Origin of the sequence: Nocardia asteroides (genome assembly GCA_019930625.1) — a bacterium.
In the GTDB taxonomy this organism is placed as follows: Bacteria; Actinomycetota; Actinomycetes; order Mycobacteriales; family Mycobacteriaceae; genus Nocardia; species Nocardia sputi.
The window spans coordinates 1,415,643-1,427,964 of record CP082844.1 but is presented as its reverse complement, the minus strand read 5'-3'; the positions used below and the strand labels follow the sequence as shown (position 1 = coordinate 1,427,964).

The following is a 12,322-nucleotide window of genomic DNA, read 5'->3' as shown; positions in this document are numbered from 1 at the left end:
AGAGGATGATCAGCTACCGATGGAGAGCCTGGCCGACCCCGTCGGGTCAGGTCGTCGGTAGTCAGCGGATCGTTTCATCGATCAGGCTCATGAGTTGATCGGCGATGGCGGGTGCGGCAGCGATCGTGTCAGCGGAGTCGAGGCTGTGCCGGCGGGAGGCGGAGTCGAGGACGATTGCGCCCGCCTCTCGTGCGATGAGCACACCAGCGGCTGTATCCCAGGGCTTATTGGACAGCATAACGCAGGCGTCGGTTCGTCCCTCGGCAACCCACACGAGATCGAGAGCAGCAGATCCGAACATGCGTACTCGCTCCATGGTTGCCGCCAGTGCGGCGGTGAGAGCGATCCGCCGCTTATTCTTCAGCTCCGCCTCCGGTCCGACCGCGTAATCACCAATCGAGACGATCGCCCCACCGAGTGTTTCGGTTTTGCTCGCGTAGATCGGCTTGTCATTGCAGAACGCACCCTGCCCGGCGGCAGCGTGGTACTCCAGGCCGAGAAAAGGTGCGCCGACGACTCCGATCACTGGTTTCCTGTCGCGAACCAGAGCCAGCGACACCGCGCAGAGCGGGAGTCCATGGATGAAGTTGGATGTACCGTCGATCGGGTCGAGCACCCACAGGGATTCTCCAGAGCTGGGGATCGACATGTCATCGATTTCCTCCCCCAGAAAACCGAACGTGGGCGTCGTATCGGCCAGATATCTCCTGATCTGGTCTTGAATCAGATGATCGAGGTCGGTCACGTAATCTCGGTCGCTCTTTGCGCGGACGCTTCCTCGGTCAGCCGTGCGGAGCAGTGCCGCTCCCCGCTCGACAGCCGAACGGGCGACCGCGAGCAGTTCGTCGCGACTCACTGTCATATCGACGGTACCTCCCGGCCACTGGACCACATCGTTTCGAAAACTTCGGAGAACGTGTCAAAAAGCCCTGTTGACTCTGATTTTCGAGCGACCAGTGTCGGTGATTCGACTCCTCGGGCTCTGGGTAGGTAGGGCTGGATGATGCAGACTGCCGAGTCGACAATGGTGATATTGAAGCGGACGGTTTCATCGTAGGTGCGGATTCGAATGGGCTTCGCCTGTGATGGGGCGAATTTTTTCTGCACTCGTATCAAGCACTTCATGTTCAGTTCCGTCAGGCTTGACAGCACACCAGGTGCATGACCCTCCTCGGTCTCTCGAAGGCGGATATGGGTTCCGCTCGGGTCGAGGAATAGGCAGCGGAGGGTGACACCGGACTCGAGCAACTTCATGAGGTCGGTATCCGAATACTGCTGGCAGAGCAGATTCAGCGACAGGCCCGCCATATCGATCCGCCGGGTACTCTCGAACAGCTTTCGTGGCGGCATGGCGTGCAGGAAGTCGGTTCGGTTTGCGAAGATCGCCTCGACGTCGGCCATGTCCCGAACGGAAAAGTCTGCGATATTGCGTATTTTGCGGCCTGATCGAACATCGCTGGAACTCGCACAGTCTTCGAACAACTCGTCGGCCGACCAGCCGGGGAACATGGCCTCCAAGATCCGGCGGTGATGGGGGTAGGGGAGGCTGGTGAGATTTCCGGAGAGCCAACGATAGAACTGCGCCTTCTTCGGTCCTGCGCCGACGAGTTCGGGTTCGGATTCGCTCGCGACCCTGTCGTATTCGCGGTTGAACGCGGACACGGTTTGGAGGTGGCGCTGTTGCAGTAGTGCTTTCAGTACGGTTGGCATAGGTGCACCGGCTCTCGGGTTTTCTGACTCCAGCCACGCAGCGAAGATGAGACATAGAAGATACCTCCGTCGGTTTCGCTGATCAAGGTGATGCATTGGTGGCGACGCGGACAGACTGGTGCGCTGCCGAAACTCTTCGCATGGTTCAGATCGTCACCGCAGGAATCGTTGCCGTCGGCTTGGGGTTGTTGGCCGTCGGTACCTTCTACGTTCTGCCCTACCTGCTCGACAGAGACGACGCCCTACTGAAATCAGCAGTACCCCTCGGCGACATCATCGACCGCCTCGACATCGAGGACGCACATGCGACGATGCAAGACCACGTCGAATGCAGCATTGATTCCTGCCAGGACAAGGCTTTCGCGTACTGGACGCTGGTCGGTGCCGGGCAGATCGTCCCGGACGAACGCGTGCAGCGGAGGGCGCCATGACCCTACCCGTCAGCGCGGATATCGTTCGAATCCGCCATCGCGTCTGCGGCGAACAACCCGGCGAAATCTCACTCGCCGTCGCGAAGATAATTCTGACCCAGCACGCTGGGCACGGCGAGTGCTGCATGCAGTTCCTGGGCGCGCTGAAGCGAGCCTCGGCGGTGTGCGGGTGAGGCTGGAGCTGTTTGCGCGCATCTCCTCAGCCTGCGCCGTGGCCGCGGTCGTCCCTCTGCTGGTTGGACAGCGGAGACTATTGTGGCTCCGTTATCGGGACTTCGATCGCAACGGTCATACAACACAACAGATCTCGACCCGTCCGTGAGCGGATCCGTGACGAACCTCGGGTGGGTCTGTCTCGGCTACCGGGTGCCGAGGAAGAGGGTTTGCGTGCTGCGGCCCAAGGGGCCCTTTTCGTCGTAGAGCGCCGATTCGGCCATACCTATGCCATGGGGTTGGGGGTAGGTGACGGCGTCGAGGCAGACCCATTCACCCGCCGGTTGGCGGTGCAGGGTGACCGTCAGATCGGTGTTGATGAACAAGTACTTCGACCAGTCGAGGATGGCACTGACGCCGTTGCCGGAATCGGCGGCCGCGAGGGTACGCTCCAGCGGGCTCGGCTCGGTGCCGGCGACAATCGGGTGTTTGATCCGGATCCAGCAGGTCGCGGGGCCGGGCTCGGTGAAGGACCCGCTGATGAAGCGGTATTCGATGGCAGTATGAAAGCCCACCGGCTGGGTGGACGGGAACGGCGCGGGCAGGTCCGCCTGCTCGGGGCCGGGCCGCGTGCCGGTCGGTAGGAAACGTTCCGGCAGCGGCAATTCCGGTTCCGCGAGCTTGAACCGCCAGGCATTGGCCCGCATCACCGGGCCGCGATCGGTGGACAACGTCGCCTCGATGAGCTCGACGCTGCGGCCGGGACGGGCGACACGCGCGGCCGCGGTCAGCGGTTCCATCGGCACCGGGCCGAGGATCTCGACCGCGACTCGGCCGACCTGGAATCCCGGGCGCGGCTCGCACCGCTCGATCACGTGACCGAGCAGGGCAGAGGGCGGACCTGCGTGCTGGGCGTCCGGCGACCAGGGGCCGCGGGTGAGTTCGGTGGAGACGAAGCGATCCGGACGCTGCGGGTCGGGGAGGTAGAAGGCGTCGCTCATGGCCGCGCCTCGCCCGGCTCCGTTGTGTTCCCTCGCTGGCGCTCGCTCACGTCCTCGTCCATCCTCCGGGCCGATCGATCCGTTCTACGACGACGGTAGCCCGCACCCTGACCGGACTCGAGATCAGACCCGGCCGAACACGAGCGCCACGTTGTGCCCGCCGAAACCGAACGAGTTGTTCAACGCGAAGTTCACGCGCTGGGCACGCGGGCCGCCCGCGACGATGTCCAGATCGATCGCCGGGTCGGGATGGTCGAGATTCAGGGTGGGCGGGATGACCTGGTCCCGCAGGGTGAGCATGGTGACCAGCGATTCCAGCGCGCCGACCGCCCCGATGGAGTGGCCCAGTGCGGATTTCGGCGCGTAGACCGAGGCATCGGGCACGACGGCGGCGATCGCGCTGGCCTCCGAGGCGTCGCCGATGGACGTCGACGTGGCGTGCGCGTTCACATGCTGGATATCCGAAGCGCGCAGCCCCGCGGTCTCGATGGCCTTGCGCATCGCGCGGGCCGCGCCGATCCCCTCCGGTTCGGAGGCGACGATGTGGTAGGCGTCGGAGGTGATGCCCGCGCCGAGCACCCGCCCGTGCACGGTGGCGCCGCGTGCGCGTGCGTGCCGCTCGGACTCGAGCACCAGTAGCGCGCCGGCCTCGCCGAAGACGAACCCGTCGCGGTCCCGGTCGAACGGGCGGGACGCGCGTTGCGGCTCGTCGTTGCGGGTGCTCATGGCGCGCATCATCGCGAAGCTCGCGATGGGCACGGCGTCGATGTGTCCTTCGACGCCGCCGGTCACCACCATGTCCGCCTCGCCGGTGGTGATCAGCCGCCAGGCGTGCGCGATCGCCTCCGAACCCGACGAGCAGGCCGAGACCGGCGCGAAAACCCCAGCTCTGGCGCCGATCTCGAGCCCCACAGTGGCGGCGGGCCCGTTGGGCATCACCATCGGCACCGACATCGGCGACACCCTGCGGTACCCGCCCGCGCGTAGCGCGTCGACCGCGCCGATCAACGCGTCGCCGCCGCCGAGCCCGGTGCCGATAGCCACCGCCAATCGGTCACCGTCCACCTCGGGCGCGCCCGCCGAGCGCCAGACTCGGCGGCCGAGCACCAGTGCCATTTGCTCGACGTAGGAATGCCGGCGCTGTTCGACGCGGGTCAGTTCGGCCCCGGGCTGTGACTTCAGCTTGCCGCCCATGCGGACCGGGAGGTCGTACTCGGCCACGAAATCGTCGTCGAGCAGGGATATCCCGCTGTGTCCGGCCAGCAACCCCGACCAGGTCGAGTCCATGTCGTCGGCCAGCGACGTGGTCGCCGCGTATCCGGTGACCACGACCGAATCCGTAGTTTCTGAAGCGATTGTTACAGTCACGATGTCATGAATACCTGTACCGATCGCTACAGTCAACTCATGGCCCGCCCCCTCGATCACGCCAAACGTGCCGAATTGCTCGCCGCCGTCGTGCGCTACATCGCCGATCACGGACTCGCGGACCTGTCGCTGCGCCCGCTGGCCGCCGAACTCGGCACCAGCTCGCGCATGCTGATCTACTACTTCACGACCAAGGAGGAGTTGCTGGTCCAGGCGCTGGCGACACAGCGTCCGGACATCGCGGCCCTCTTCGCCGACATCGCCGACGCATCCGAACTCCGGGACCGGCTATGGGACTTCTGGACCGCCAACACCTCCGGCCACGGCCGGGTGAGCGTCCGAGTGATGCTCCAAGTTCTCGGTGCGGCTTGCGCTCCACGTAGTCCCTATATCGACTACGCCACCGCGGCCATCGCCGCCTTCGTGGCGGCGCTGACCGACGGGCTGCGCAGCCTGGGGCTCGATGACCCGGAAGTGGTTGCCACGCTGCTTGTTTCGGGATTGCGGGGCATACTCCAAGATCAACTGATCACCGGCGAAGTCGAGCGCACCGATCGGGCGGCCCGCCGCCTCATCGAGCAGACGGTGCGCTGAGTCGCGGTCCGGTATGTCCTCGCAGCAGATCCACGCCCTGGTTGTGCCTGTCAGAGCTGCGACGGAGCCTGGCGGGAATCGAACTTCGAAGCGAGTGTTTCCAGCAACCAGTGATATTTGGTGTTCTGGAACGCGGCGAGCAACCATTGTCCGTCCTGCCGCACGGCGACGGTGGTCTGCACCTTGGTGTTGCGCCGAGTGCGCCGCTGCTTGCCTTTGAGTACCGCGCCTTTGCCGTGGACGACGGCGACATCGGGTGTCAGAAAACGGAACTGGGTGATCTCACCGTCCAGGCGGGTGCCCTTCAGATACTTCTCGAACAGCGGTACGTGGCTGGCGGCGATGGCCGCGCGGCCTTTGAAGTGGCTGCCGAGCCATGTGACGTAGTCCGCGTCGGGTGTGAATACGGCGGCGAAGGCTTCGGCGTCGCCGTTGGTCCACGCCTCGGCCTGCCGGTCGAGCAGGTCGCGGATAGCCGATTCGTCGGTGCGCTGGTCTACGGACATGGCATCTCCCGTAAGATGACTGGATCAATAACTGATCGAGTAAATAGTTGACTCGATAAGATAATTACCGAGTAAGACGAGGATGTCAATGTCGAACCGTGCGGAGTTGGACCTGGCGCTGACCATGGCCGCCCAGCGCAGCGCCACCGACGCCGTGATGTTGCACCAGGCAGTGGCCGATCGACTCGGCTTGCACGTGACCGACCTGCGCTGCCTGAACCTGTTGCGCCTCGGCGGCCCGGCCACGGCGGGCGAGCTGGCCACGCAGACGGGCCTGACCACCGGCGCCGTCACCCGGATGATCGATCGACTGCTGAAAGCCGGTTACGTCCGCCGGGAACACGACGAGCAGGACCGGCGGAGGGTCATCGTGAGCGTGATCGAAGAGAAGATCGATGAGATCGCGCCGCACTACGAAATTCTGGCGAACGAATTCGGCGCGGCCATGGCGGGTTACACCGCCGAACAGTTGCGACTCGTGCTCGACGTGTTCGACCGTCTGCACGAGACGTCGTTGCGCGTGACCGCGTTGCTGCGCGGGGACCAGTAGAGCGCTACCGCCCGCCGGAGCGCGGCGGGCGGCAGCGAATCGTTAGGAGACGACCGGCAGATAGACCGCGTTGCCTTTGTCGGCGAACTCGGCGGACTTCGCCGCCATACCGGCCTCCAGCGCCTCGGTCTCGGTCAGTCCCTGACGCGCGGCGTACTCGCGCACGTCCGCCGAGATCCGCATCGAGCAGAACTTCGGGCCGCACATGGAGCAGAAGTGCGCGGTCTTGGCGGGTTCCGCGGGCAGCGTCTCGTCGTGGTACTCGCGGGCGGTGTCCGGGTCCAGCGACAGCGCGAACTGATCACGCCAGCGGAACTCGAAACGCGCCTTGGACAGCGCGTCGTCGCGCTCCTGCGCGTGCGGATGTCCCTTGGCGAGGTCGGCGGCGTGCGCGGCGATCTTGTAGGTGATCACGCCCACTTTCACGTCGTCGCGGTTGGGCAGGCCGAGATGCTCTTTCGGCGTGACATAGCAGAGCATGGCGGTGCCCGCCTGGGCGATGATGGCGGCCCCGATGGCCGAGGTGATGTGGTCGTAGGCGGGCGCGATGTCGGTGGCGAGCGGGCCGAGGGTGTAGAACGGCGCCTCCTCGCACAACTCTTCCTCGAGCCGGACGTTCTCCACGATCTTGTGCATCGGCACATGGCCGGGGCCCTCGATCATCACCTGTACGCCATGCGATTTCGCGATCTTGGTCAGCTCGCCCAGGGTGCGCAGCTCGGCGAACTGCGCCTCGTCGTTGGCATCGGCGATGGAGCCGGGCCGCAGGCCGTCGCCGAGGGAGAAGGTGACGTCGTAGCGCGCCAGGATCTCGCAGAGTTCCTCGAAGTGCGTGTACAGGAACGATTCCTGGTGATGCGCCAGGCACCACGCCGCCATGATCGACCCGCCGCGCGAGACGATGCCGGTCACCCGTTTGGCGGTCAGCGGGACGTAGCGCAGCAGCACGCCGGCGTGCACGGTCATGTAGTCCACGCCCTGCTCACACTGCTCGATCACGGTGTCGCGGTAGATCTCCCAGGTGAGCGCGGTCGGATCGCCGTTCACCTTCTCCAGCGCCTGGTAGATCGGCACGGTGCCGACCGGGACGGGGGAGTTGCGCAGGATCCACTCGCGCGTCTCGTGGATGTTCTTGCCGGTGGACAGGTCCATGATGGTGTCCGCGCCCCAGCGGGTCGCCCACACCATCTTCTCCACTTCCTCGGCGATCGAGGACGAGACCGCCGAGTTGCCGATGTTGGCGTTGATCTTGACCAGGAATTTTTTGCCGATGATGGTGGGCTCGAGTTCCGGGTGCCGGTGGTTGGCCGGGATCACCGCGCGGCCCGCGGCCACTTCCTCGCGCACCAGCTCCTGTGAGACGCCCTCGCGCGCGGCGATGAAGCGCATCTCCGGCGTGATGATGCCTTCCCGGGCCCAGGCGAGCTGGGTGCGCGGCCCCGCCCCCTCGGGCTTGGTCCAGGTATCGCGCAGCTTCGGTAGACCGTTCTCCAGATCGATCGTCGCCGTCTCGTCGGTATACGGGCCGCAGGTGTCGTAGACGTCGAAGTGCTCTCCGTTGGTCAGGTTGACCCGGCGCACCGGAATGCGCAGGTCGTCGACTTCGAGATAGTGCTTGACGCTGCCCTCGATGGGGCCGGTGGTGACGCTGTCGACAGGTGCGGATGCGCCGTCGGACGCAGCGGCGGGTGCCATATTGTTCCTCCCTACGCCGGCATTACCCGGTCAGGTTCATACGGTCGACGGCCCTGACGCCTCTCGGCTAGCCGTCCTCTCAGCCCGCTGGTGCGAGCCCCCGTTGGGTGTGAAATTGTCCCGCCTGACCATACCCGGACCGGTTCGACGAGCGCCCGGCGATTCGGCAGGATCGACTGAAATGCCAGGCAGCCGGGGCAGCGCTCGTGCGGGTCATGGGTGATCCGAGGCGCCGAATGTCGTGTCGACGCCCGGGTTACGAGCCTTCCGCCGTTTCGGGGGTGGCCGAATGGCCGGGCAAACCGTGGGTGCGCCGCGATTCCTTCATCTCGGCTTCGTAGAGATGGCGGCGGCCGCCGAGCAGTTCCTCCCGGGTGGCCCGTTCGATGCCGCGGAACACGTCGTAGTAATTGTCGTCGTAATCCTCGACGATCTGGAACGTCCAGCGCCCGGCCAGGACGTTGCGCCCGATCAGCTCGGTCGATATGCGGTCGGCGATGTGGGCGTGGCCCGCCGCGCGGAACATCTCCACCGCCTCGTCCAGTGCCAGGTCGGCGCCGCCGGTCAGCTGATGGAAGGCGTACAGGTGGCCGCGGGCGCGTTCGACGGTCTCCAGCGCTTCGGAGAGTTTGCCGGTCGCGGCGACGGTGGCGTCGTCGACGCCGTCCGGGCGGCGGTGCGCGATGTCCGGGCGATCGCTCATGACCTGGCTCCTTGTCCGGCGTATGGGGCGCTAGCGGCGTACCCGGAGAGCGTCGCGCTCAAGCACTGGGAGGTTGCCGTGGCTGCCCCACAGCCCGGAACTCTCCCACTCCACGCCTACGACATGGCGTAGGCGAGGAGTGCGCGGAGCACCGTGATCGCGTCAGCTGGCGTTGGCCGAGCCCGTGTTGACGGCCTGGATGATCTGGACCAGCAGGGAGGCCAGGGGAGAGCTGCAGGTCGGCGGCTGGCTGGAGGTGCAGCCGGAGCCGGTGTTGGCCGAGCCGGAGTCGGCGACCGGGGCGGCCGTGGCGACCGCGGGGGCGAACTGCCCGGCAATCAACAGTGCACCGGCGACGACGAATCCGGCAAACGAGCGCTTCATATCCTTCTCTCTATCCGTCCCCGATGGTTCCTCCTCCGATGAGAGACGCTACGGACAGTAGGAATTTCTGCGTAGCCCTCGATTCCTGGGTATCAGCGCGTGTGTGCGGGGCGGATGCGGCCGGTGACATCGCCCAATCCGACGCGCGCCGTACCCGGACCGGGAGCCGATGCGGAGATCGTCACTTCGTCGTCGTCCTCCAGGAAGGTGCGCCGCTGGTGGTTCACCACCACCGGCCGGTCTCCGCCCCAGGACAACTCGATGAACGATCCGCGCTGGTCCGGCGCCGGCCCGGAGATCGTGCCGGAGGCATACAGGTCGCCGGTACGGGTGGACGCGCCGTTCGCGGTGAGGTGGGCCAGCATCTGCGCCGGTGACCAGTACATCCGGGCATAGGGCGGGTGGGCGACCGGTTGCCCGTTCCATGTCACGGTGAGATCGATGTCCAAGCCCCAGGGCTCGGTTCCCCGCAGGTAGGGCAGAGGCGCGGGGGACTGCTCAGGCAGCGGTATCCGCGCGGACTCCAGGGCTGCCAGCGGAGTGATCCATGGCGAGATCGATGTCGCGAACGATTTGCCGAGAAACGGCCCGAGTGGCTGGTATTCCCAGGCCTGGATGTCGCGCGCGGACCAGTCGTTGACCAGCGCGACGCCGAAGACCCGGTCGGCGAACTCATCGATGCCGATCGGCACGCCGAGCCGGGACCCGACGCCGATTACGAAGCCGAGTTCCGCCTCGATGTCCAGCCGCCGCGACGGGCCGAAATCCGGTGCGCCCGAATCGCTCCTGCGCTGGCCGCAGGGCCGCGTCACCTCGGTGCCCGAGACCACGACGGTGCCCGCACGCCCGTGGTAGCCGACCGGCAGGTGGCGCCAATTCGGCAGCAGCGGGTCACCGTCCGGCCGGAAGAGGCGGCCGAGGTTCGTCGCGTGATCGATGCTCGCGTAGAAGTCCACGTAATCGCCGATTCGCACGGGCAGCCGCAGTTCCACTCGGTCCAGGTGGTGTACCGCGGCGCTGTCGATCTCACCGCCCACGGATTCACGAATCCGATCGCGTACCTCGCGCCAGCGTGCGGGGCCCTGCGCCAGGAAAGCATTCAGATTCGGCGCGGCGAACACCGGATCATCGAGGAGCACAGCCAGATCGATGACGTATTCGCCGAGCCGGACGCCCACCCGAGGGGCGCTGCCGGCCGGTGCGAACACTCCATAAGGCAGGTTGTCCGGACCGAACAAGGACTCCGGGGGTACCTCGAGCTCGGTCCTCACTCGGGGCTCCGCCCGGACCAGGTCCACGCATAGGCCGGGTCCTCGCAGGCCAAGGCGCCTTCACCGAGTTCCAGCGGGCGGAAGGTGTCGACCATGACGGCCAGCTCGTCGAAGTACTCCACGCCGATGCTGTTCTCGTAGGCGCCGGGCTGTGGCCCGTGGGCGTAGCCGCCGGGGTGCACCGACACCGAGCCCTGGCTGATACCCGATCCTTTCCGCGCCGCGTAGTCCCCGCCGCAGTAGAACATGACTTCGTCGGAATCGACGTTGGAGTGGTAGTACGGCACCGGGATCGATCGCGGGTGGTAGTCCACCTTGCGCGGAACGAAGTTGCAGACGACGAAGTTGCCGCCCTCGAATGCCTGGTGCACGGGGGGCGGTTGATGGATGCGGCCGGTGATGGGTTCGAAATCGGCGATATTGAACGTCCACGGATACAGGCAGCCGTCCCAGCCGACCACGTCGAACGGATGGGTGGCGTAGACCATCCGGGTGCCGACGATCTTTCCACCGGGGCGGTGCTTGACGAGCACCTCCACCTCCGCGCCGGATTCGGTGATCGTCTCGGTCGGTCCGTGCAGGTCGCGCTCGCAATACGGGGCATGCTCGAGCAACTGGCCGAACTTCGACAGGTAGCGTTTCGGCGGCGTGATGTGCCCGGTCGCCTCGATCACATATGCCCGTAACGGGTCCGGGCCGGTAGGCCGCCAGCGGTGGGTCGTGGCACGCGGGATGAGCACCTGATCGCCTTGCCGCGCGGGCAGCGCGCCGAATACGGTGTCGACCATCGCGGTGCCGGATTCCACGTACACCAGCTCGTCGCCGATCGCGTTGCGGTACAGCGGCGATTCGTTCTCGGCGACGACGTAGGAGATGCGCACGTCCGCGTTGCCGAGCAGCAGGCGCCGCCCGGTGACCGGATCGGTCTCCGCCGCAACGTCGCCGGGAAACAGGGCGTGCAGGCGCAGATGCCGATGGCGTAGCGGATGATTCGGCGTCGTCCGCTGATCGGGCAGTTCCCACACTGTCGAGTCGACCAGTGCCGGTGGCAGGCCGCGGTGATAGAGCAGCGAGGAGTCGCCGGAGAAGCCCTCCTCGCCCATCAGCTCCTCGTAGTAGAGCCGGCCCCGCTCGTCACGATGCTGGGTGTGCCGCTTCGGCGGCACCGCACCCACTTGCCGATAGAACGCCATGACCGTTCCTCCGCCAGCCGGTGGTCGGATAGTTGATCACCATCGTAGTGACCGGGCCGGGCGAGGGCAGTGGAAACGCAGCCTGACAATCAGGCGTTGCGCAGGGCGCGGTAGACCGCCGCGCCGACGAACGCGCCGAGATCCGCCGGTGTCCAGCCCTGCTGGTCCGCGAGCAGCGCGCGCACCGCCCCTTCGCCCGCGGACACCCACTGCTCCACCAGCACGGGCAGCTTGCGCTCGGCGTCCGCGGTGCCCCAGGCGCGCAGCGTCGGCCGCAACAGTTTCGTACAGCGCTCGATGACGAGCGCGCGGCCGCGACCGAACGAATTCGCCACCGCGGGATCGGGATTGCCGTAGACCAGCCGCCAGGCTTCGGGCCGGATCGCGGCTTTCGTCAGCAGGGCGCGGAACCCCTCGACGAACACGGTCTCGTCCGCGTTCACGGGGCGCGGCGTGACCACCTCGAGCACGCCGCTGACCAGGTAGCCCTCCTCGCGCTGGATCAGTGCCTCGATCAGCTCCACGCGATCGGCGAAGCAGGCGTAGACCACCGGCCTGGTCACGTTCATGCGCTCCGCGATCGCGGCCATGGTGACCGCGGCGATGCCGTCCTCCACGGCGATGGCGAGCGCGGTGTCGAGCACCTGCGGGCGGCGGCGCTCCGGGCCGAGGTGTTGCGCACGTTGCCGTGGCCCCACGGCCGCGTCGTTGTTCATTCCGCCCAACCTGGCGCCGGTCGTCCGGCTCCCGCTGCGGCGGGGGA

The 12,322-nt window shown here is 66.3% G+C and carries 15 protein-coding genes and 1 riboswitch; of the genes, 4 read left to right on the top strand and 11 right to left on the bottom strand.

Annotation, left to right across the window (positions count from 1 at the left end; genetic code table 11):
* Window positions 1–61: 61 nt before the first annotated feature.
* A complete protein-coding gene (locus tag K8O92_06710; protein UAK33627.1) occupies window positions 62–862 on the bottom strand; it encodes an inositol monophosphatase in 801 nt (266 codons plus the stop codon).
* Window positions 859–1,710, bottom strand: coding sequence for a DUF5919 domain-containing protein (locus K8O92_06705; protein ID UAK33626.1), 852 nt, complete (start codon window positions 1,708–1,710; stop codon window positions 859–861). The genes K8O92_06710 and K8O92_06705 overlap by 4 nt, the downstream gene beginning before the upstream one ends.
* A 140-nt stretch (window positions 1,711–1,850) precedes the next feature.
* On the opposite strand from K8O92_06705, the gene K8O92_06700 reads away from it, so the two are divergent.
* Both K8O92_06700 and K8O92_06695 read left to right on the top strand, forming a co-directional pair.
* A complete protein-coding gene (locus tag K8O92_06700; GenBank protein UAK33625.1) occupies window positions 1,851–2,141 on the top strand; it encodes a hypothetical protein in 291 nt (96 codons plus the stop codon).
* Window positions 2,138–2,314, top strand: a complete 177-nt coding sequence (locus tag K8O92_06695; protein ID UAK33624.1) for a hypothetical protein — start codon at window positions 2,138–2,140, stop codon at window positions 2,312–2,314. The genes K8O92_06700 and K8O92_06695 overlap by 4 nt, the downstream gene beginning before the upstream one ends.
* Window positions 2,315–2,500: 186 nt before the next feature.
* Here K8O92_06695 and K8O92_06690 read toward each other — a convergent pair whose 3' ends face one another.
* Both K8O92_06690 and K8O92_06685 read right to left on the bottom strand, forming a co-directional pair.
* Window positions 2,501–3,295 carry a thioesterase family protein gene (locus K8O92_06690; GenBank protein UAK33623.1) on the bottom strand — a complete coding sequence of 265 codons (795 nt, stop codon included), beginning with the start codon at window positions 3,293–3,295 and terminating at the stop codon, window positions 2,501–2,503.
* Window positions 3,296–3,418: 123 nt separating this feature from the next.
* Window positions 3,419–4,663: a beta-ketoacyl-ACP synthase gene (locus K8O92_06685; protein UAK33622.1), complete on the bottom strand. Its 1,245-nt coding sequence runs from the start codon at window positions 4,661–4,663 to the stop codon at window positions 3,419–3,421.
* A gap of 39 nt (window positions 4,664–4,702) precedes the next feature.
* On the opposite strand from K8O92_06685, the gene K8O92_06680 reads away from it, so the two are divergent.
* A complete protein-coding gene (locus K8O92_06680) occupies window positions 4,703–5,257 on the top strand; it encodes a TetR/AcrR family transcriptional regulator (GenBank protein ID UAK33621.1) in 555 nt (184 codons plus the stop codon).
* Window positions 5,258–5,307: 50 nt separating this feature from the next.
* On the opposite strand, the gene K8O92_06675 is transcribed toward K8O92_06680, so the two are convergent.
* Window positions 5,308–5,763 (bottom strand): SgcJ/EcaC family oxidoreductase, encoded by a 456-nt coding sequence (locus tag K8O92_06675; GenBank protein ID UAK33620.1) that lies wholly within the window; start codon window positions 5,761–5,763, stop codon window positions 5,308–5,310.
* A gap of 124 nt (window positions 5,764–5,887) precedes the next feature.
* On the opposite strand from K8O92_06675, the gene K8O92_06670 reads away from it, so the two are divergent.
* Entirely contained in the window at window positions 5,888–6,313 is a 426-nt protein-coding gene (locus K8O92_06670) for a MarR family transcriptional regulator (protein ID UAK35490.1), read from the top strand.
* A 42-nt stretch (window positions 6,314–6,355) separates the two neighbouring features.
* On the opposite strand, the gene thiC is transcribed toward K8O92_06670, so the two are convergent.
* From thiC to K8O92_06640, 6 genes are all read right to left on the bottom strand, one after another.
* Complete coding sequence (gene thiC, locus K8O92_06665; protein ID UAK35489.1) at window positions 6,356–7,945, bottom strand: phosphomethylpyrimidine synthase ThiC; 1,590 nt, start codon at window positions 7,943–7,945, stop codon at window positions 6,356–6,358.
* Window positions 7,946–7,999: 54 nt separating this feature from the next.
* A riboswitch (TPP riboswitch) is annotated at window positions 8,000–8,122 on the bottom strand.
* A 142-nt stretch (window positions 8,123–8,264) separates the two neighbouring features.
* Complete coding sequence (locus tag K8O92_06660; protein ID UAK33619.1) at window positions 8,265–8,711, bottom strand: hypothetical protein; 447 nt, start codon at window positions 8,709–8,711, stop codon at window positions 8,265–8,267.
* A gap of 162 nt (window positions 8,712–8,873) precedes the next feature.
* Complete coding sequence (locus K8O92_06655) at window positions 8,874–9,095, bottom strand: hypothetical protein (GenBank protein UAK33618.1); 222 nt, start codon at window positions 9,093–9,095, stop codon at window positions 8,874–8,876.
* A gap of 92 nt (window positions 9,096–9,187) precedes the next feature.
* Entirely contained in the window at window positions 9,188–10,366 is a 1,179-nt protein-coding gene (gene fahA / locus K8O92_06650; protein ID UAK33617.1) for a fumarylacetoacetase, read from the bottom strand.
* The gene (locus K8O92_06645) at window positions 10,363–11,559 is read right to left on the bottom strand and encodes a homogentisate 1,2-dioxygenase (protein ID UAK33616.1); all 1,197 of its coding nucleotides are present in this window, start codon (window positions 11,557–11,559) and stop codon (window positions 10,363–10,365) included. Before K8O92_06645 ends, fahA begins: the two co-directional genes overlap by 4 nt.
* Window positions 11,560–11,648: 89 nt before the next feature.
* The gene (locus K8O92_06640; protein ID UAK33615.1) at window positions 11,649–12,275 is read right to left on the bottom strand and encodes a TetR/AcrR family transcriptional regulator; all 627 of its coding nucleotides are present in this window, start codon (window positions 12,273–12,275) and stop codon (window positions 11,649–11,651) included.
* Window positions 12,276–12,322: the final 47 nt, after the last annotated feature.